The sequence below is a fragment of the Thermococcus chitonophagus genome, assembly GCF_002214605.1.
GTDB lineage: Archaea > Methanobacteriota_B > Thermococci > Thermococcales > Thermococcaceae > Pyrococcus > Pyrococcus chitonophagus.
Map to the genome: position 1 here is coordinate 983836 of NZ_CP015193.1, position 19729 is coordinate 1003564.

Genomic DNA, 19729 nt, shown 5'->3' on the forward strand with positions numbered 1-19729 from the left:
AGAACTCCTAACAAGGAAAGGGAAAAGTAAAGATCTCTAAGGGATTTCAACCACGTGGCCATTCCTCGAAATAAATACATCTTTACCTATCATATATCCCTCCTCTTCGGCGAGCTCAGCATAGTGAGTGAGCATCCTGAACTCTCCGTGGGCAGGAACTATGGACTCGGGATTGAGCATCCTGATTAAGTAGCGGTGATCTTCCCTGCTCGCATGGCCGGAAACGTGGAGGTTCTTTATCATCCTAACTCCTTTCATCCTCAATTTTGTCTCTAAGGCGTACCTCTGGGCTATATTCAGGGGGTTGGGAATTACTCCAGCCGAGAACACCACGGTATCCCTCTTCCCTATGTCGTAAAGCTCTCCGTTGGCCATTCTAGTTAGGATCGCCCCAGGTTCGCCCTGATGTCCGGTAACTATCAGGAGATAGTTCTCCCTCGCCTGAGATACTTCCTTAAGAACCTTACTCACGGCATTTGGACTCCGGAGAACCCTTGAGCCCTTCATCTTTATTAATCCGAGCTGCTTCGCTATTCCAGTGTACTTCGCTAATGATCTCCCGATGAATACCGCCTGCCTCCCCATCTTGTTCGCTATCTCAATTAGCTCCTGAAGCCTCGCTATATGGCTCGCGAAGGTTGTGGCAATTAAACCATCAGCCTCCAACCCCTCGTAGAGGAAGAAGTCTTCAAGGAGCATCTTCGCAACGGCCTCACTTGGAGTCTTAGTTTCTTCGGCAACCCTCGTTGATTCAGGAATTAAAACCTTTACTCCCTCCCTCCCAAGCTCCTTCAGCCTCTTGTAGTCCGGCCTCTCACCGTAGGGGTGGTTGTTGTCGAACTTGTAATCGCAGGCGTAAACCACTGCCCCCTCGGGAGTGTGGATTACGACTATTGAGGATTGGGGAATTGAGTGAGTTATCTGCACGAACTCTATTGCGAGGTTCTCGCTTACCTGAACTATTTCACCGTAGTTCGTCTCGTACAGCGGATTAGTGACCTCGAAGTACTCTTCACCCTTTATCTCGCTCTTTGCAAGTCTTATCGTATAGGGAGTTCCGTAGATAGGGACATCAGGGTAGTGGGGAGCTAACTTACCAATTGCTCCTATGTGATCAAGGTGCCCGTGCGATAAGGCTATGGCAACCACCTTCTTGTTCCTTATTGGTCTATCATCTGGAACCGCTCCTAGTTTTCTGAGCTCCTTGGAGCTCATCTTCTGGAATTCAACGTCCTCGTGGATTAGAACTCTGTCAAGTCTTATCCCCATATCAACAATAACTACCTCTCCATCGTATTCTACTGCAGTCATGTTCTTTCCTACTTCCTCGTATCCTCCCAGCGTGTATATCTTGATCATTTCCTTCCTCCTCCGTTCTAATGCCCCGAGCCCTTTCGGGCACGGGGCGGAGCTGATCTTAGTTCACGGGTTTAGTTTAAAAAGGTGTGCATCCACGTCATTACGATGAAGCTCGAAAGGAAAATGATAGCATCTGCACTCCTGAACTTCGCTATAACTGGGGCGGAGATAGTTGGTGGAATATTATCTGGGAGCTTGGCTCTGCTGAGCGATTCCCTCCACAATTTCAGCGATGCCATGAGCATATTGGCTAGCTACATAGCCCTCAAGATAGGACAGAGGAGGAAGAATGAGAAGTTTACCTTTGGGTACAGAAGGGCCGAAATTCTTGTTGCGTTTATAAACTCGAGCGTTTTAGTTGGAGTTTCTCTCTTTCTGATTGTCGAAGCCTACCGGAGGTTCTTAGCTCCCAAGGCAATTGACGTTAAGGTCATGCTTCCAGTTGCCGCTGTTGGATTGCTGGCAAACATATTCTCAGTATTGTTACTCCATGAGCACAGCCATGAGAGCATGAACGTTAGATCTGCCTACCTCCACCTGCTCAGCGACACCCTATCCTCGATGGCCGTCGTCATTGGGGGGCTTCTAATGCTGAAGTACAACGTTTCCTGGGTAGATCCTCTAATTACAGTTGGAATAGCCCTCTACATCCTAAGGGAAGCATATTACATACTCAAGGAGAGCGTTGAAGTGTTAATGGAGGCTTCCCCAGGACTAGACTTTGAGGAGATAAAGAGGAGGATAGAGGAAATCCCTGGGGTTAAGAATGCACATCACTTCCACGCGTGGAGGATTGGGGAGGATGAGGTACACTTTGAGTGCCACGTGTCGGTGGAGGACATGCCAATAAGCAGGGGACAGGAGATAATAGATAGGATCGAAGAAATCCTGAGAGAGTACGGAGTAAAGCACGTAACCGTTCAGCTGGAGGTAGACAGGTGTAAAAATGGAGGAATCATTTGTCCGACGGATTGATAATTAAATCCGCAGAAAGCAACTCTAAAAACTTCCTAGCCTGTCTGTTCAAGCTCTCTCTTTCAGTTATCTTCTAGTCTTAGTCTTATTGTAACCTAAAGAGCTTAATAAAATTCTTCAGGAACTGCCAACTTTCAATTCTCTTCTAGTCTTATTGTAACCGACAGTCAAGAGAGACAGTTTGGGCTGTACATCTTGGCTTTCAATTCTCTTCTAGTCTTATTGTAACGCCCACTATCTAATCCAATGTCCCTCAAGCTCCGTGTCTTTCAATTCTCTTCTAGTCTTATTGTAACGCAGGCTCTACTGGGCCGAGCCATCGATTTACATCGCTTTCAATTCTCTTCTAGTCTTATTGTAACGATAAGAACCTAATTATCGTCGGTGGTTGGGTCAGCAACACTTTCAATTCTCTTCTAGTCTTATTGTAACGAGTATGTATTCAGAATCGGTATGTTCAAACTCCCACTTTCAATTCTCTTCTAGTCTTATTGTAACAGAAGCCCGGTGGGAACGGTCTTATTGTTCTCCCAACTTTCAATTCTCTTCTAGTCTTATTGTAACAGGCCAAATTTTTGCCTCATTTTGTTCATTCTCCTGTATGTGGGCTTGGATAATATAAGTTTTTCGAATAGGGGTAGCTTAAGGTGTGCCACATATAGAGGCATAGAAAGGGCATTACAGCACCCAAACATAACCTTAGGGCCATGATGTCTGCCCATTATATTCCACAACAATGAAGTTCAAGACATTATTAAGCACTATTTTAACCAATACTTATAAATTTCAGTCCTACAATGCATTTAAACATCCAATATTTGGATTTGACCATGATTGTTTTGGCGTGAACAGATTTCCAAAATTAAAGAAAAATTTTCGTAACATTAATTATAAGATGACAACACATTATGAAATATAATAACATGTAGTAACTAAAATCATCCAATTGGCTTACGACACCCCGTTTTAATAAATGAAGACATAAAACAAGAGAAAACAGCAAAATCGAGTAACCTAACGGGTTTCTAAAATTTTTCGACAAATTCTTTCGGGATCCGAACTCTTACAGTTTTCTTTGGATCAACAAGTTGGCTTATCTGGACATCCATGATTAGGCTTGCGAGCATGTAAGCTTCGTCCCAAGATAATCCCCTTCTCTCCATGATGAACTTGACTCCCTGCTCAACTGCCTCTTTCACGGCCTCCTCGAGGTTCTCATGAGAAACGAGTATATAATAGGAATCGTTAGTTTCAACGACTGGCCATTCTATTCTCCAGTCAACTACATCAACCTTAACGATAACCCTCCCACTTACCTCACAGGCAGAGACGCAGACCTCTCCATCGGCCATAACCGCATGGAGATCTCCTAACGCAAGGTAGGCCCCATCCTTGAACACGGGGAAGTACACCGTCGAGCCCGTGGTTATCAGGTTAGTGTCCATGTTACCACCGTGCCTTCCAGGGGTCCCCGTTGGAACTTCCTCCTCAGATGCAACACCAATAACTCCTACCATTGGCCTAACGGGAATTCTAATTTCGTTGAAGTGTACGAAGCCGTTCTTTATCTCGCAGATCTTTGTTCTCGGCTTCTTAACTTTATCCCCAAGAACCCCAGCCCCCGGTGCCGTAACTATAACTCCCCTGTCGGCGACTTCTATGTCTAGGATCTTTACTTTAAGGGTCATCCCCCTCTTAGCACCCTCCACGTACACTGGGCCAGTTGCCGGGTTTACCCTCGAGAAGTCTATCCTCTCTATTGTATCATCTTCACTCTTTATCTGCCCTCCCAGGGCGTCTAATGTCTCAAACACTATTATTTCTCTCGGCTTTACCCTTGCAACTTCTTTCATATCTGGGCCAAAAGAGTACACGTGCTTCTCCCTCGGCACGACTATCATATCGGCCACCATTCTCAAGTATGCCAAAGGCTTATAATTGTCTTTTGGAGTTACGCTTTAGTATGGAAGGACTAAACTTGGCTTTAGCTGGAGGCCTCTTCGTTGCTCTCACAACTTCCCTCGGGGCCCTCTTAGCTGTATTCGTTAGAAGGATTCCATCCTGGGGAATAGACTTCAGCCTGTCGTTTGCGGCTGGAATAATGCTTGTTGCAAGCTTCACTAGCCTAATCCTCCCGGGGATAGAGGAGAGTGGCTTCTTGAAAGTTTCTATCGGGATAATCCTGGGAGTTGGATTAATATATCTCCTGGACAGGTACTTACCTCACGAGCACCTTACGAAGGGCTACGAAGGTCCCCCAAGCTTAAAGGAGAAACTCAGAAAGGCCTGGCTTTTGGCCTTAGCGATGATAATCCACAACCTTCCCGAGGGATTAGCTGTGGGAACATCCATAGCTTTCAGCTCCAAAGACGGATTAATAACTGCTCTAGCTATAGGAATTCAGGATTTTCCGGAGGGAACGGCGGTATCTTTACCTCTAGCGGCAGTCCAGGGAAAGAGGCTTAAGCCCATTCTCCTCGGAGTTGTTAGCGGAGTAGCGGAGATGGTAATGGTCGTCCTAGGCTACGCCTTCTTCTCATACTTCTCCGGTTTCCTGGGTTATGGAATGGGAATCGCGGGAGGAGCAATGCTCTACGTCACGGTTAAGGAGCTCATACCGGAAATTTATAAGGGGGAGACCAGCGAAACCATAGTGACCCTCGGGTTTCTCGCCGGGTTCTACATAATGCTCTTCCTAGATTCAACTCTGGGGTGAGAGCATGAAATTTACCGAGAACTTTGAAAGGGCCAAGAAGGATGCACTAATGAGCTTAGAGATAGCCCTGAGAAAGGGAGAGGTTGACGAGGATATAATCCCCCTGCTCGAGAAGATTAACTCCATGGAAAACTACTTCACAACGAGCTCATGTTCAGGAAGGATCTCGGTCATGGAGATGCCACACTTCGGGGATAAGGTGAACGCCAAGTGGCTCGGGAAGTGGCACAGGGAAGTTAAATTTGAGGAAGTCATGGAAGCTATAAAGAAGCACAGAGAGGGACAGCTCTGGCTTTTGGTTAGGAGCCCTATCCTTCACGTCGGGGCTAGAACGCTTGAAGATGCAGTTAAGCTCGTCAATCTAGCGGTATCATGCGGCTTTAAGTACTCCAACATAAAGAGCATAAGCGACAGGAAGTTGATAGTTGAGATAAGGTCAACGGAAAGGCTCGATGCCCTCCTGGGGGAGAACGGGGAGCTGCTCGTTAGCGAGGACTACATAAGAAGGCTGGTAAATGTAGCGAATGCCCAGCTTAAGAGATTTAAGGATAAGTTGAGGAGGCTTGAGAAAAACTTATAAGCTCTCCACCCAACTTTGGCCGATGCTAATGAGGGGGGATTTATTTATCTGCTGAAATAAACTCCCCTGACTTTTCTTGTTTAGTCCTTACTATAAACCCCAGGAGGGTTCTGAAATGATAAAGGAGCCAGAGGTTAGAGAATACAATCCCGCCCAGCTTGAGGAAAAAATTGAGAAGTTCTGGAAAGAGAATGATATATACAACAAGGTGAAGAAGCTCAGGGAGAACGGGCCGAAGTACTACTTCCTTGATGGTCCACCGTACGTTAGCGGAGCAATCCACCTTGGAACAGCTTGGAACAAGATAATCAAGGACATGATAATAAGGTTTAGGACAATGCAGGGATACAACGTCTGGAGGCAGCCGGGCTACGACATGCACGGCCTCCCAATAGAGGTTAAAGTTGAGCAGGCCCTCGACCTCAAGACGAAGAAGGATATAGAGGAGAAGATAGGGGTTGAGAACTTCATACAGAAGTGCAAGGAGTTTGCGCTCAACAACCTCAGGATAATGACCGAGCAGTTCAAGATGCTCGGCGTTTGGATGGACTGGGACAATCCCTACATGACGATAAAGAACGAGTACATTGAATCAGCATGGTTCACGCTCAAGAGGGCCTGGGAGAAAGGCCTTCTCGAGAAGGACAAGAGGGTCCTTCACTGGTGCCCAAGGTGTGAGACAGCTTTAGCCGAGCACGAGGTTAGGGGAGAGTACAAGCTCAGGAAGGATCCGAGCATATACGTCAAGTTCCCGGTTGAGGGTAAGGAAAACGAGTACCTCCTAATCTGGACCACAACCCCGTGGACTTTGCCCGCAAACCTCGCGGTTTCCGCTCATCCCGAGTACGACTACGTTAAGGTCAAGGTCGAGTGGGAGGGGAGAGAAGAGTACTGGATACTTGCCAAGGCCCTCGTTGATAAGGTTCTCGGGGAGATTGGGGTTAAGGGAGAGATCGTTGAGGAGTTCAAGGGCAAAGACCTGGAGGGACTGAGGTACGTTCACATCCTAATGGACGAGTATCCGAGGCAGAAAGAATTCAGAGAAAACTACGAGTGGGCCCACAGGGTCATCTTAGCCGACTTCGTGACGCTTGAGGAAGGTACTGGACTGGTTCATACTGCCCCAGGACACGGTGAGGAGGACTTTGAGGTAGGGCAGAAGTATGGTCTGCCAGTATACAGTCCGCTCGACGACCAAGGAAAGTACACCGAGGGCAAATGGAAGGGGATCTACGTTAAAGAGGCTGACCCTCAGATAATAGAGCACCTCAGGGAGAAGGGCTACCTCCTCAAGGCAGGAGAAATAGAGCACAAGTACCCGCACTGCTGGCGCTGTAAGACTCCTCTCATATTCAGGGCTACAGACCAGTGGTTCCTCAAGGTCAGCAAGGTCAAGGACAAGATAATCAAGGAGAACGACGAGAAGGTCACTTGGTATCCGGACTGGGTTAAGATAAGGTTCGACAACGGAGTAAGGGACAGCGGAGACTGGGTTATAAGCAGGCAGAGATACTGGGGCATTCCGCTCCCAATATGGCAGGCCGAGGATGGAGAGATCTACGTTGTCGGCTCTTGGAAGGAGCTCGTTGAGCTGGCAGTAGCGATAGAGGTCGACGGCGAGAGGATTGACCTTCCGGAGAGCTTCGAGGAGAAGCTCAAGGTCATAGAGGAGAAGTTAGGTCCTGAAGACCTCCACAGGCCCTACGTAGATGCCTTCATAATAAAGGTCAACGGCAAGGAGATGAGAAGAGTCAAGGACGTAGTTGATGTGTGGTTTGACAGCGGAATAGCGAGCTGGGCCTCCCTGGGCTATCCCAGGAACAAGGAATTGTTCGAGAAGCTCTGGCCAGCTGACTTCATAGTTGAAGGAGAGGATCAGGTAACCAAGTGGTTCTACTCACAGCAGGCGGCTTCGGTTATAGCCTTCGACACAGTCCCATACCTAAGGGTCGCAATGCACGGCTACGTTTTGGACGAGAAAGGAGACAAGATGAGCAAGAGCCTTGGAAACATAATAAGGCCCGAGGAAGTAGTTGAGAAGGCCGGAAGGGACACTTTCAGGTTCTACATGCTCTGGGCCACCAACCCGTGGGAGAACCTCAAGTTCAGCTGGAAGGGAGTCGAGCAGGTAAGGAGGATGCTCAACATACTCTGGAACGTCTACGTTCTTGCATCAACGTACATGAGCCTAGACAAGTTCGATCCAACTAAGCTCAATCCAGAAGAGCTGCCCTTCAGGGACGAGGACAGGTGGATACTCTCAAGGGTCAACAACCTCATAGGGAAGGTGGAGAACGGAATAGAGAGCTTCTACCTCACGAAGGCAACTAGGGCCCTCTACGAGTTCATAGTTGAAGATCTTAGCAGGTGGTACGTTAGGCTAATCAGGAAGAGGATGTGGGTTGAAGGGGATGACCCAGACAAGTTGGCCGCCTACTACACGCTCTGGAAGGTCTTTGATGTCCTCCTGAGGTTAATCGCCCCGTTCACGCCGTACATAGCCGAGGAGATCTACCAGAACCTTATAAGGCCGTTTACTGGAGTGGAGAGCGTCCACATGCTCGACTGGCCCAAGCCGGATGAGAAGGCAATAGACGAGGAGCTCGAGAACGAGATGGAGTACGTGAGGAGGATAGTCGAGGCGGGTTCAGCGGCAAGGCAGAAGGCCAAGATCAAGCTGAGGTATCCAGTGAGGAGGATAATAGTCGAAACTCAGGATGAGACCGTAAAGAGAGCAGTTGAAAGGCTGAACAGAATACTGAGGGATCAGCTCAACGCCAAGGAAGTAGTGGTGGATACGGTAAAGAGGGAGATAATCGTGAAGCCCAACTTCGCAAAGCTCGGGCCGGAGTTCAAGGGTGACGCAAAGGTTATAGCTAAGTGGATAAGCGAGCACGGCCTCGAGCTCTACGAGAAGGGCGAGGTTGACGTTGAGATTGAAGGTAAGACGTTCCACCTAACGAGGGATCACATAATAGTGGAGGAGGAAATTCCAGAGTTCTTCGTGATGGAGGAGTTCGAGGGCGGAAGGGTCTACGTGGACAAGACCCTAACCAGGGAACTGCTGTCAGAGGGTCTCGCGAGGGAATTCGTCAGGAGGATACAGGAGATGAGGAAGAGGCTTGACCTCGACGTGAACGACAGGATAGTCGTGACGATAGAGACAACCGAGGAGAACAGGGAGCTGCTCGAGGAACAGCTCGACTACATAAAGAGGGAGACGAGGGCTACGGAGGTCATCTTTGGAGAGGCGAAGGGATACGTGGTGGAGTGGCCAGAGGTTAACGCGAAGATAGGGATTGAGAAGGTGGAGAGCTGAGACCCTTTTACTTTCTCATTTAACTTTTAACAGTTTTTATCATTATACCACCAGAAAGCATAAGTTTCTCTAATGGTCATGTTATGTGGTGAGTGATAGCCATGGATCTTATCTCCGAGTTTAATAGAAAGCTCGAAAACGCATTTGGATTTACCCTCCACAAGTACCAAGAAGCGGTTGCTAGAGAGCTTATAGATCAGTTGGAGCGTGGAGAGAGATTCATCACAGTGTCAATGCCAACTGGAAGTGGAAAAACAGTTCTTGAAATGCTGACAGCAGAATATCTGCTCAGCAAAGGATACAGAAGGATACTTGTCTTGGAACCAACTCGCTTTCTCTGTGACCAGATGCACTCAAGGTGGAAACAATTAGTTGAAACTGGCAAAGAATATGAAGGAAACTGCTGGAGTTTTTTGAAGAATTATAAATTTCAATCCCTCAAACAGCTCTAAAGTGTGTTTCAAGCCTTTAGGGGGAGTTTGATGCCGTAATAATCGATGAGGTTCACCATGCGATTACAGGAAAATACTACAATGAGCTTATTGCAGAGCTAAGACCAAAAATCGTCGTTGGATTCACAGCGTTGTTACCGAGTAAGAAGGCTTACAGGGCAAGCGTTAACAAGATTGGAAAAGTTGTTGGAGAGTTAAAGTTGCTCCACTACGATTTTCAAAAGCTTATTAGTATTGACCCTGAATTTAATCCTCCCAGGGCACTTGTTGATATTTTTGACTCAGAACTAGACGAAAGGGAAAGAGGAGTGTATGACTTGCTGTACTTTGGGAGGTTACCGGGAGAAGAAAGGATAATTTATTTCCTCGAGAGAACATTTTCGAGGTACGGAAAAAAGGCATTCTGTGAGAGCTTTTTCAGGGCAATAGAGAAAGGAAAAATTCCAGAATCCAAATATGTAGAGGAAATCAGAGACTTCTGCAGAAGCACTCAACTTTCCCATAAAAAGCCCGTGCACTGCTTGATGTCTTGACGGTGTATAATCCTGAAGAGAACCCCAAGTTAAGGCCAATTATTGTCTTTACATCTCGAAAGGCCACGGCATATGAGTTTAAAGACGCCATAGTTAAAGGGCTTAACGTGCCATCCACCAGGGTTGAAGTTCTAACAAGCGACTTTTCGAAAGAACAGAGAAAGGATTTAATCTCTAGGGCCAAAAAAGGCGATGTTTATATAATAATCTCGACGCTCGTGGGAGAAGAAGGTGTTGATATTCCCGAGGCAGGGGTTCTTGTGATGACTGACGTTCCTAAGAGCCCACTAAGGTTTTACCAGAGGCTTGGAAGACTAATTAGAGTTTCGAGCCCAATGAACACAAAGGTTTTTGTAATCACAATGAGTCCCAAGACCGAAGAATATCGGGACTTAAGCGAAGCCGTATGGAACCTTTACAGGGAAGGTGTTGATGTTAGCTATATACTTCTCAACTTGGAAGAGAAGCTGACTACCCAAAAGCTCCTCGACTATATTTAGGGAAACTACCAAGATGTTGAACTCAAAATGGGCATCATACATGTTGCTAACGCAGGGAGATGAGCCAAAAGACCTGGTAGAGTACTACCTAAGTGCACTTAAGTCGAATGAGAAGTTCAAAGAGACCATTAAGCAGAGATTTGGAGAGTTGTCGAATGAGGAATTTGAGAAATGGACGTTCATGATTACCACCATATCTTTCCTGAGAGATGATAACATCAAGAAAGCTATGAAAGAAGTTGAGAAACTATTAAACAAGGGAAAAGTCGTTAAGGATTTTGATAAGCTGATAAAGGAGGATAGGCTGTTTTATTTTTACGACCCTGAAGGACTTTCCGATATGGTGTTCATGGAACTTGAACGGCTCCGCAAATACTGCAAGGAAAACCAGAAAACTTTCTGTGAAAACGTTATCTTTAGGTTCGACAGAAAAGGATTTCTTAGACTGTTTACCAACGTATTCCCGATTGAGGACATTGGCGACATAATTAAAGAACTAAGGCAGAGAGTAAGCAAAAATGAGAGAATCTTTGGTGACATATACGTCTCAATCAGCTACAATCCAAAAAATAAAGCAATCATAGCAAACGCTCACTTTTCTGTGTTCGATGGAGAGGTATACTTAAGATTGGAGCCCCAATTCAACTACTACAATTTTAGAGATAATAGTAAGCTGAAAGAAAAGAAGCTTGAGCTAATTAAACTTAATGTTAAGGACATCTGTTACAGAGCTATGGAGAAGTACTTTGAGACATATGTGAAGGATTAAGAGTCACTCCTCCGCAAGCTTCGGGGAGTCCACTCATTCATCCATTCCTCAACTTCTTTCAATGTTTTCCTGAATCTCTTAGCTTCTTCCTCGCTCATGCTCCCAAATGCAATCATTAGAACATCAAAATTACCTTTTTTCCTGTCCTGAAGCACGCTCCTTGTTCATCATGTTTTGAATATCAGTCTTTTCCTACTTAACTCTTGCTCATCCAAAAATTATTACCCGCACAATCCACACCTGACTAATCACGATTAGAGTTAAAGCCAACGCTGTCAGCTTTCTGCTTTTCCTCGGCCCGTAGAGGCCCACGAGACCAAAGAGAATGTTCAGTCCAGAAAGTTCAAGGAGTAAGTTCACGATATTGCTACTTCTGCCAAGAGCCATGAGCTCCCCTATGGGGTCATCGCCGGCAGGGTAGCCAGAGCGAAGTCCGAGGATTCTGATCGCGACAAGAACTGTCGTATAAAAGATGTTCTGCCTCATTAGCTCAATTAAAGCCCCTATTGAGTTCTCTCCCGGTAAGAAGCTTATAGAGACAGGAGAAAAGGTCATAACACGTTGAAAAGAGACTTGTCAAAAATAAGTTTTCCAGCGAGTAGATGACTCGAACTTGGTAATGGTGGCAGGGAAAACTTCAAACCTCTCTGCTAACCTCAGTATGGTTGTCAAAAATGTTCACAAATCATGAACAAACTGTTCACAAAATGTGAACAAAAAGTTCATAAATCGTGAACATGATTTAATAGCATGCATGAGCTACTCTCGACAAAAGAGCGAATCAAAATTCTAAGTTATGTACTTGAACTGGAGATTGTTGGGGTAGAGGAGACTGCTAAAAAATTGGGGATTAGTAAAGGACTTGTGTCAAAAGTTTTCCACATGCTGGAAAAAGAGGGCATTGCAAAAAAGAAAGGTGGGAAGTTTAGAATTCTTGACTCCCCAAAGACAAGGGAACTCAAGAGATTTTTGAATTTCTTAATCCTGTATCCAAAGCTCTCACAGCTTAAAGAGGATTGGATTAAAAGTTTGGGTGTATATGGGAGCTTTTCAAGAGGAGAAAACAGAAGAGACAGCGACGTTGATATTTGGATTTATGCAGAAAAGGAAGATATAATGAAGAGTGCGAAGCTTCAAAGAAAACTCCGAGACGTTCTAGAGAGGAATGTGGATTTACTAGTCCTCACGCCTGAGAAAGTCAAAAGACTAAAGAAAGATGACCCCATCTTTTACTACAGCCTAGTATACGGCTCGATGATTATATGGGGTGAAAGCCTTGAACGACTTTGAACTCTGCGTGAGGAAAAAGGCTTTTAGTGAGGGTTGACCCATCCAGGGAAAAAGCATTTCTGAGCTTGAAAAGGGCTGAAGAATGGCTTATTGAAGCCGAGGCAAATTTAAAATTCGCCTCATACAGAACTTCACTAATTGCTTCATATTTGGCGATGTTCCATTCCGCAAGAGCTTTGCTTTTTAGAGATGGCTGGCGAGAAAAGAGCCATTTCTGTGTGGCCAGATTCTTAGAGGAATTCTATGTAAAAACAGGGAAATTGGAGCGGGAATGGGTTGATCTGCTTGATAGAATGAGAGAACTCAGACATGCCGATCAGTATGATGTTAGCTACTCGCCCACAAAAGAAGAAGCGGAAGAGGCTTTAAAACTAGCAAAACAGTTTGTAGGAAAAATTAAGAAGATATTGGGAAATCAAACTCTTGGAGAAGGGAATCAATGAAAAACATTCACAGCGTTGAAGTTTTCCTTGAGTTGAGAACCAAGGAGCCAGATGGCGAGCCAAAAGACAATGATTAAGAGCCAGGGGAAGAGATAGTTTCTGATGAAGATCCTCGTGACCTCCAATATCTCGCGAGGTAAATAGCCTTTTCGAAATCCTTATAACTCATGCCCCCATAAGTTACTTATGGTGGCGTAAGTGCTGTTCAATCTCAGACCCAAGGAGAGGAGAGAGGAGATATTTGACAGGGAAAAAGAGTTTGAAGAGCTTGAGAAGAGTGTCGAGAGGTATCCTCTAACCCTTATCCTCGGAATAAGGCGAGTGGGCAAGAGCTCCATACTCAGGGCATATCTCAATGAAAATCCCGGGATTCTGATAGACTGCAGGGAGCTCTACGCGGAGAGTGGCCACATAACGAGAGAAGATCTCATAAAGGAGATTCAATCAAGGCGAGGGCCACTTCAAAGACTCCTTGCCAAGTTCAGGATAAAACTAAACATGAGATTCCTTGAGGTAGAACCAGAAAAAGCATCGCTTAGGGAAGTTTTCAGAGAGCTGGACAGGCTTGGCGAGGAAACAGGTAGGTTTATAATAGCATTCGATGAGGCCCAGTACCTGCGCTTCTACGGATCACGAGGCGGGAGGGAGCTTTTAGCGTTGTTTGCTCATGCCTATGACAGTCTGCCAAACCTAAGGATAATCCTCACGGGCTCGGAGGTTGGCCTACTCCATGATTTTCTCGGCATAGATAACTACGAGAGCCCCCTCTACGGGAGAGTTGGAGGGGAGATCCACATTGGACCATTCGATAAAGAAACCTCAAAAGCCTTCCTAAAAGCCGGGTTCGAAGAAGCAGGCGTTAAAATTCCGGAGGAGGAGATAGAAAAAGCAGTATCAATTCTTGACGGTATTCCTGGATGGCTCGTTTTATTTGGGGTCAAGTACATGGAAACTAAAGACTTTGACAGGGCAATGAAGGCGACATTCGACATTGCTAGGGGCCTCCTCGCAGGGGAGTTAAGAGAGCTGGAGAGAAGGAGCAGAAGGTACGTTCAAATTTTAAGGGCAATAGCACTCGGGTACAATAGGTGGAGCCTTATAAGGGACTATCTAACCTTAAAAGGCACGAAAACTCCCGAGCCGAGACTTTATGAGTTGCTCAAGAACCTGAAAAAGATGGGATGGGTTGAGGAGAAAAACGGGGAGTACAAGCTGACTGATCCTGTTGTTGGAATTGTCCTTAGAAACTAGAGATCAAAGATTCGCCCAAGGCTCTCTTTGACTTCTATAACCTTTTCTCTCTTGAGGATACCAATTCGTTTTCTTATCCTTCTTATCAAAGACTTTTCAATCGTAAAAATAACGTACGGCTTTATCAGGCTTGGTCTTAAGGGTTTCGTCCCAGGATAACGTATAACATCGTTATCGGTGATTTTAATGTTGTACTTCATGAAACCACTCCTAATATTGGACGTGATTTGAAGAGCTATAACAGCGTTTGAAATTTTGTTGAGATTATTATTTGAAGCAATGAGGGCAGGACGAAGTTTTTTGCCAATGAGATCAACGAAGGGGAAATCAAGGAGGACTATCCCCCACTGAAGGAGCTCATTCCTTTGGTTCATATGGTACTCCCCTAATTTCGTCCCAGTACTCGTCTGCTTCGCTCTCCTAATCTTCTTTGAGGATTTTTCAATGCTTTTGAGGTATCCTATAAGCTCAAAATCCTCTACAACTCTCCTCCGAAGCAGAAAGTCCCTAAGAGCTTCTTTTATTATTTCACTTCGGCTCGAGTAAAGGCCCTCTTCTATCAGCTTGTCCATTTTCTCCACAAGACCCTTTGGTATCCTTCGCTGAAACCTTAACTGTTGTCGCCATTCTATCCCTATGTTATTCCCACTTGTCGGACATAGTGTATAAGAGTTTCTCACAGTGTTAAACTAAATCTACCAAACTTTCCCTCCATAAAGGGAAACTTTTTGAGAATTTTTACCTACATACTTAACATAAGTCGCGAGGATATCATTGGGCAGATCGCTAAGGACTTCCTTGAAATCCAAATTGAAGGCGTTAAGAGGGAGCTTCAAGTCCCCATTAGATTACCTGTTAGAAAGGCAATCACAATAGTTGAGCCCAGGAGAACCGGAAAAACGTTTTACCTGCTCTCCCTCTTTACGAAACTTAGGGATGAAGGAAAAGCTGCTCTTTTTCTGCCTCTGGACGATGACAGGCTTTACCTCCATCCTTGGAAGACCTGGGAGCAGTTATAAAGGTGTTTTATGAACTCTATCCTGATGCCGATGAAAAATATCTGTTCCTCGATGAAATTCAAGAACTGGAAGCTTTTCGTTAAAAGAGCAGTTGAGCGGGAAGGGTTCTCTGTCTTCTTGACGGGCTCCTCTTCAAAACTTTTAAGCAAGGAGACTGCCTCAAGTTTGAGGGGCAGAACTTTAACTTTTGAGCTCTTTCCCTTCAGTTTTCGAGAATTTCTGAAAGCTAAGGGCTTGAAAGTTGAAAAGTATATCTCAACTAAAAAGGAAGCGAGGATAAAAGCTTTTCTAAGGGAGTATCTTGAATTTGGGGGCTTTCCAGAAATAGTCTTCATGAATGATGAGTACCTCAAAAGAAAGACCTTGGAGGAGTACGTAGATGTCATGCTTTACCGTGATGATGTTGTTGAAAGACACTCAATAAAGAACCTCAAGGCTGTTCGATTGTTCCTTAAGCTCCTGATAACCTCCTTTTCCAAGAAGTTTTCCATAAACAGGAGTACAAACTATATGAGGAGCCTCGGGATAGAAGTCAGCAAGAACACCCTCTACAACTACCTCGAATACTTCAGCGATGCATACGTAATATTTCCGCTGAAGAGGTTCTCGTACAGCTTAAAGGAAGTTGAGAAGAGCTTGCCTAAGATTTACGTTGTTGACAATGGCCTTATAAACGTTTATTCCCTGCGCTTTTCCGAGGACATTGGCAGGTTGATGAAGAATGTCGTATTTCTAGAGCTGAGGCGCAGGGAAAAGGAAGTTTACTACTTCAAGGCCAATGGAAATGAAGTTGACTTTCTAATCAAGAATGGGAAGGATGTTTCAGAGCTGATACAAGTTTTCCTATTCGATCGAGGATTCCACCACCAGAGATAGGGAGATCAGGGCTCTTTTAAAGGCTTCAAGAACCACGAAATGCGAAAATCTTGTGATAGTAACCTGGGATGAAGAAGGAGTAATAAGCAGGGAAGGCAAAGAGATATGGGTGAAGCCCCTGTGGAAGTTCCTTCTTAGTTCCTCTAGGTAGCTTAAGCGAACTCGAGCAACCAAACAATTGCCATGAGTAGGAATATTGCTAATGGAAGCCCTTAGTGCAATCTTGTGTCTCACCCCATACGCAAGGAGATCCCTTAATAACCCAAATATTGCAATTCTATCTTGTACTATCCACGAAGTCTTGTTGTGATCTTTGAAGGCCTTCCTAAAGAAAGGTAAAGGGCAGGAAGAAGCAGGGAGCTCCTCCGGGAGATCTAGAATATGTTCCATACCTAACTCATACTAACTAGCGGCATCTAACTTCATTCCTACTAGATTTCATGATAGATTCTATTATGAAGAATGCAGGAAATAGTAGTGATGAGACAGCAAAAAAGCCTCCAAAGAATTTTATAGCGAGTGAATCAAAGTGTGTAAAGTCCTTAATGGCTTGGCTTAACCCGAAGACTGTGCTGGCTGCCAAAAATAGTTTGAACGTCAGAGATGTCATTCTCATACCCCTCCTGCCAAATGGCTCAAAATGACCAGTTAGAGCAAGGATCGTATACAATGCGATTACTAGAGTTATGAGTATCTTTGTGAGGGTTAATATTTCCATATTTGTCACCTCCATTACACTCCCTTACAGACCATGTGCAAAAACAAAAGTTTAAGAGACGCAAGTTAGTGGATACCCAAGGCATTGGCCGTGTGGATATTGACACACAGCCCAGCGTTCGCATGCATTCCTACAATAATCAATAGCATATACTATAGTAAGGCAAGCTAAGCAACCTATGGGGAATACCCCTGCGCAGGATACTATGCACCCAGCAACGGTTCCGATGCCACCAACGACACACACTGTAAGCTCCCATGTACCAACAGGATTAACACATGTTAATCCCACCGACGAAGCACAGACAACTGGAATATACACTGGATCCATTATTACTGCAGTTCCTTTCCCTACTAATTTGTCATTATAGTACATCAGCTCCTTTCAACAATCCTGGCAAGATAATTAAGCTCTATTTTTGCCTTGTTCCATATCCAGTTTGTTTCATCGCCCTTTTTCCTTTTTCATTATACCATGCGATAACTGCTCTCCTTATGAGTATACCGTCATTATTTGTATCTGCATTCATTGCCACAACTTGTGGAACAGGGATCAGTTGTACACTTAAAATTACAAATACAAGTAGCATGCTTATTCCCACTCTTACTAGCCTCATGTAACCACCTTTTAAGTGTAATAATCAAATTGGATATAAATTTTATTGTCTGTTGTTTGTATTTTGTTCAAATATTATGTCATAATTTCCATAAACTCTAGTGTGAATATATGAAAAAGTTATAACAGAAAAACGAAAAGTTAATTAATAATAGTTATAAAAACTCCCAAGTATCTTTTTAAAATGCCAACTTTGGTGTGTATCTCTAAGCTTCTTCTGTAGACCAGAATAACTCCCCAGTATAAATACTTCCTCTCCCACATTCTTATGGTGGGATCATGGAGGAGGTTAGGGAGCTTAAGAACGTCCTTGAGAGGGTGGAGAAGAAGCTCATAGCGAGCTACCACGTATACACTGCGCTCATATATTCAGCTTGGCTCCTCGTGATGGGGGGTTACTTACTGCTGGACTATTTAAACTTCCAGTGGTTGGGAGCGTACTGGGGCATCGCAATCTTCGGGATAATACTCTTGACGATACACGTTCACAACAGGTACTTAAGGGAACAGTCAGGGGAATTCAAGCTTGGATACGCTTGGATAATGATAATCGCGTGGATCCTGGGAGGAGTCTCCTGGGGCCTTCTCTTTCCGGGACCCCAGGGGCTGGCGTTCATGATATCTCTGGGGCACATAGGAATGTTCATATCCTTTGGAGACTACTCCTTCCTCATCCCCGTGCTGACGCTCATAACGTTCCTGAGACCTGAATGGCCCCTCGTTAACTCACTGATAATTATCACGTACTCGCTGACAGCGCTCGTCAACCTGTACAGGGTATTCAGGGTGATCTGATGGAGGAACTGAAGAAGCTCGTCAAGAACCACGCCTTAGGAAACCCCGTGAGGTTAGGGGTTATGGTGTTCCTAATCCCGAGGAGGAAGGCCCTGTTCAAAGATCTCCTCAAGGTCTTAGAGGTAACCCCAGGGAACCTCGACTTCCACCTCAAGATCCTTGAAAAGGAGGGCTACGTGAAGATATACAAGGTCTTCGCCGACAGACCCAGGACAATTGTAGAGGCAACTGATGAAGGCGTAGCAAAAACCAAGGAGTTCCTTAGAACCCTGATGGTCCTAGTGTCTAAGTAGGACTATCCCGGTAAAAACGTTTTTTAATCATATCCCCCTACCAGCCATAGGTGAGAGAGATGGCAGAGGACATTGAGGAAATCAGAAGAAGGAAGCTCATGGAGCTGCAGAAGAAATATTTGGAGCAGCAAAAGGCCCAAGAAGAGGAAATGAAGCAACAAGCCTTAATTGAAGCCCAGATACAGGCCATCCTTAGGAAGATCCTAACGCCAGAGGCTAGAGAGAGGCTTGCAAGGGTGAAGCTCGTGAGGCCAGAGCTCGCTAGGCAGGTAGAGTTAATTCTGGTTCAGCTCTACCAGGCGGGCCAGATTACAGAGAAGATAGATGATGCAAAGCTTAAAAGGATCTTGGCCCAGATAGAGGCTAGGACGAGAAGGGAGTTCAGGATTAGGTGGTAACTTATACCGTCCCCTCCTTACTCACTTTTGATGCGTAGTTTTGCAGTTGGTATGTTGATTTGTGTTGCAGTTGTACCTGGGGTAGCTTACTGCCCTATACCTTACAAACTTGGGAAGCTCATTTTAAGTATTAGAAGCGAACAATACAATTGTGACTGTTTTTGCTTATCCAAACACCTCGAGCGCAATAACCGCAATGAATGATGCCGTTAAAAAGCTAAAGCCAATAAGAGAGGGGAATGATTTACAAGAAACAGGATGGGGAGTACTTGGTTTTAATCCGGCTCATCGACATGGGATATTCCCTCTTCATTGCCAAGGGGCTGAGGCAAGAACTAGGGGCTGTAGAACTCTACACTATAATAGTTGGACCTTCTCCGTGAGAGATATTGTATTTCTTTTACCCCGCTTGGCTCGGAATTAGCGATGTAAGCTCGGTGAGCATCAATATTCCAAGCAGAATTAAAATCACTCCAACAATGATCTTCCCTAGGCTCTGCCTTTTACATTAAAATTCATTCTGTTTGGAAAGGCTCTATTGGTTATCCACCTTCCAACATCTCTGAATGTCGTGTTGGGCTTGTAGCCCTCATAGCTACTATCCTGCCGTTAGTTTACAACGAGCCATTTTCTGCTTGAGTGTATAGGGCATTAGTCCTCCTCGTAATATCGTGCCCCTGCGCCTTAGTCCTTTCAATTCCTCTTAGCTATTTCGGAGGCATAGGAAAGGCCGCCAGAGAGGGAATACTTGTTAAGGGGTCCAATTATCTGGATGCCCTTAAGGATGCAACAATTCTACTGCAGTTCAATTTTCCTAGTTTATAGTTG

General features: G+C 45.1%; 24 protein-coding genes, 1 pseudogene and 1 CRISPR repeat array. Of the genes and pseudogenes, 18 read left to right on the forward strand and 7 right to left on the reverse strand.

All coding sequences use genetic code 11. The features are described from left to right. Positions 1-36: 36 nt before the first annotated feature. Positions 37-1359, reverse strand: coding sequence for an RNase J family beta-CASP ribonuclease (locus tag A3L04_RS05510; RefSeq protein WP_068576895.1), 1323 nt, complete (start codon positions 1357-1359; stop codon positions 37-39). Between the two features lie 105 nt (positions 1360-1464). On the opposite strand from A3L04_RS05510, the gene A3L04_RS05515 reads away from it, so the two are divergent. Then, positions 1465-2334, forward strand: coding sequence for a cation diffusion facilitator family transporter (locus tag A3L04_RS05515; RefSeq protein WP_068576894.1), 870 nt, complete (start codon positions 1465-1467; stop codon positions 2332-2334). A 59-nt stretch (positions 2335-2393) separates the two neighbouring features. Then, positions 2394-2898: a CRISPR direct-repeat array (repeat unit 30 nt; unit sequence CTTTCAATTCTCTTCTAGTCTTATTGTAAC). Between the two features lie 461 nt (positions 2899-3359). On the opposite strand, the gene A3L04_RS05520 is transcribed toward A3L04_RS05515, so the two are convergent. After that, positions 3360-4235: an acetamidase/formamidase family protein gene (locus tag A3L04_RS05520; RefSeq protein WP_068576892.1), complete on the reverse strand. Its 876-nt coding sequence runs from the start codon at positions 4233-4235 to the stop codon at positions 3360-3362. A 62-nt stretch (positions 4236-4297) separates the two neighbouring features. On the opposite strand from A3L04_RS05520, the gene A3L04_RS05525 reads away from it, so the two are divergent. The 7 genes from A3L04_RS05525 to A3L04_RS11275 all read left to right on the forward strand — a co-directional run bounded on the left by A3L04_RS05525 (position 4298) and on the right by A3L04_RS11275 (position 11203). Then, positions 4298-5050 carry a ZIP family metal transporter gene (locus tag A3L04_RS05525; protein WP_231963854.1) on the forward strand — a complete coding sequence of 251 codons (753 nt, stop codon included), beginning with the start codon at positions 4298-4300 and terminating at the stop codon, positions 5048-5050. Positions 5051-5054: 4 nt separating this feature from the next. Continuing rightward, entirely contained in the window at positions 5055-5630 is a 576-nt protein-coding gene (gene taw3 / locus A3L04_RS05530; RefSeq protein WP_088859114.1) for a tRNA(Phe) 7-((3-amino-3-carboxypropyl)-4-demethylwyosine(37)-N(4))-methyltransferase Taw3, read from the forward strand. Positions 5631-5745: 115 nt separating this feature from the next. Beyond that, positions 5746-8949, forward strand: coding sequence for an isoleucine--tRNA ligase (gene ileS, locus A3L04_RS05535; RefSeq protein WP_068576886.1), 3204 nt, complete (start codon positions 5746-5748; stop codon positions 8947-8949). 101 nt (positions 8950-9050) lie between these two features. Next, complete coding sequence (locus tag A3L04_RS11260) at positions 9051-9401, forward strand: DEAD/DEAH box helicase family protein (protein WP_269451371.1); 351 nt, start codon at positions 9051-9053, stop codon at positions 9399-9401. 131 nt (positions 9402-9532) lie between these two features. Next, positions 9533-9934 (forward strand): hypothetical protein, encoded by a 402-nt coding sequence (locus A3L04_RS11265; protein ID WP_231963879.1) that lies wholly within the window; start codon positions 9533-9535, stop codon positions 9932-9934. 2 nt (positions 9935-9936) lie between these two features. Next, positions 9937-10434 (forward strand): DEAD/DEAH box helicase, encoded by a 498-nt coding sequence (locus A3L04_RS11270; protein ID WP_231963869.1) that lies wholly within the window; start codon positions 9937-9939, stop codon positions 10432-10434. 40 nt (positions 10435-10474) lie between these two features. Beyond that, entirely contained in the window at positions 10475-11203 is a 729-nt protein-coding gene (locus A3L04_RS11275; RefSeq protein ID WP_231963853.1) for a hypothetical protein, read from the forward strand. Here A3L04_RS11275 and A3L04_RS10980 read toward each other — a convergent pair. Together A3L04_RS10980 and A3L04_RS05545 are read right to left on the reverse strand one after the other, a co-directional pair. Further along, the gene (locus A3L04_RS10980; RefSeq protein WP_157092403.1) at positions 11200-11358 is read right to left on the reverse strand and encodes an antitoxin VapB family protein; all 159 of its coding nucleotides are present in this window, start codon (positions 11356-11358) and stop codon (positions 11200-11202) included. The genes A3L04_RS11275 and A3L04_RS10980 overlap by 4 nt on opposite strands. Before the next feature lie 52 nt (positions 11359-11410). After that, positions 11411-11758 (reverse strand): hypothetical protein, encoded by a 348-nt coding sequence (locus A3L04_RS05545; RefSeq protein WP_068576884.1) that lies wholly within the window; start codon positions 11756-11758, stop codon positions 11411-11413. A gap of 195 nt (positions 11759-11953) precedes the next feature. On the opposite strand from A3L04_RS05545, the gene A3L04_RS05550 reads away from it, so the two are divergent. The 3 genes from A3L04_RS05550 to A3L04_RS05560 all read left to right on the forward strand — a co-directional run bounded on the left by A3L04_RS05550 (position 11954) and on the right by A3L04_RS05560 (position 14187). Further along, the gene (locus A3L04_RS05550; RefSeq protein WP_068576883.1) at positions 11954-12493 is read left to right on the forward strand and encodes a nucleotidyltransferase domain-containing protein; all 540 of its coding nucleotides are present in this window, start codon (positions 11954-11956) and stop codon (positions 12491-12493) included. Positions 12494-12519: 26 nt separating this feature from the next. After that, the gene (locus tag A3L04_RS05555) at positions 12520-12936 is read left to right on the forward strand and encodes a HEPN domain-containing protein (protein ID WP_231963852.1); all 417 of its coding nucleotides are present in this window, start codon (positions 12520-12522) and stop codon (positions 12934-12936) included. A gap of 198 nt (positions 12937-13134) precedes the next feature. Further along, on the forward strand, positions 13135-14187 hold the full coding sequence (locus A3L04_RS05560; RefSeq protein ID WP_068576880.1) for an AAA family ATPase: 1053 nt from the start codon (positions 13135-13137) through the stop codon (positions 14185-14187). Here A3L04_RS05560 and A3L04_RS05565 read toward each other — a convergent pair. Beyond that, a complete protein-coding gene (locus A3L04_RS05565) occupies positions 14184-14759 on the reverse strand; it encodes a type II toxin-antitoxin system PemK/MazF family toxin (RefSeq protein WP_084448858.1) in 576 nt (191 codons plus the stop codon). The genes A3L04_RS05560 and A3L04_RS05565 overlap by 4 nt on opposite strands. Positions 14760-14915: 156 nt before the next feature. Here A3L04_RS05565 and A3L04_RS11280 point away from each other — a divergent pair, with 156 nt between their 5' ends. Beyond that, complete coding sequence (locus tag A3L04_RS11280) at positions 14916-15206, forward strand: P-loop NTPase family protein (protein WP_084448857.1); 291 nt, start codon at positions 14916-14918, stop codon at positions 15204-15206. A gap of 24 nt (positions 15207-15230) precedes the next feature. Then, positions 15231-16082 carry an ATP-binding protein gene (locus tag A3L04_RS05580; RefSeq protein WP_231963851.1) on the forward strand — a complete coding sequence of 284 codons (852 nt, stop codon included), beginning with the start codon at positions 15231-15233 and terminating at the stop codon, positions 16080-16082. Between the two features lie 406 nt (positions 16083-16488). Here the strand turns inward: A3L04_RS05580 and A3L04_RS05585 are convergent, their stop codons facing one another. Together A3L04_RS05585 and A3L04_RS05590 are read right to left on the reverse strand one after the other, a co-directional pair. Then, the gene (locus A3L04_RS05585; protein WP_157092402.1) at positions 16489-16815 is read right to left on the reverse strand and encodes a hypothetical protein; all 327 of its coding nucleotides are present in this window, start codon (positions 16813-16815) and stop codon (positions 16489-16491) included. Between the two features lie 397 nt (positions 16816-17212). After that, the gene (locus A3L04_RS05590) at positions 17213-17416 is read right to left on the reverse strand and encodes a hypothetical protein (RefSeq protein ID WP_068576876.1); all 204 of its coding nucleotides are present in this window, start codon (positions 17414-17416) and stop codon (positions 17213-17215) included. 278 nt (positions 17417-17694) lie between these two features. On the opposite strand from A3L04_RS05590, the gene A3L04_RS05595 reads away from it, so the two are divergent. The 5 genes and pseudogenes from A3L04_RS05595 to A3L04_RS05610 form a co-directional block, all read left to right on the forward strand. Next, positions 17695-18210: a hypothetical protein gene (locus A3L04_RS05595; protein ID WP_068576874.1), complete on the forward strand. Its 516-nt coding sequence runs from the start codon at positions 17695-17697 to the stop codon at positions 18208-18210. Continuing rightward, positions 18210-18503, forward strand: coding sequence for a transcriptional regulator (locus tag A3L04_RS05600; protein ID WP_068576872.1), 294 nt, complete (start codon positions 18210-18212; stop codon positions 18501-18503). The genes A3L04_RS05595 and A3L04_RS05600 overlap by 1 nt, the downstream gene beginning before the upstream one ends. A gap of 59 nt (positions 18504-18562) precedes the next feature. After that, the gene (locus A3L04_RS05605; protein ID WP_068576871.1) at positions 18563-18901 is read left to right on the forward strand and encodes a DNA-binding protein; all 339 of its coding nucleotides are present in this window, start codon (positions 18563-18565) and stop codon (positions 18899-18901) included. Between the two features lie 239 nt (positions 18902-19140). After that, a complete protein-coding gene (locus A3L04_RS10985) occupies positions 19141-19284 on the forward strand; it encodes a hypothetical protein (RefSeq protein WP_157092401.1) in 144 nt (47 codons plus the stop codon). A 256-nt stretch (positions 19285-19540) separates the two neighbouring features. Continuing rightward, positions 19541-19675 (forward strand): annotated as a pseudogene (locus A3L04_RS05610) (P-type ATPase); the annotation flags it as partial. Positions 19676-19729 lie beyond the last annotated feature (54 nt).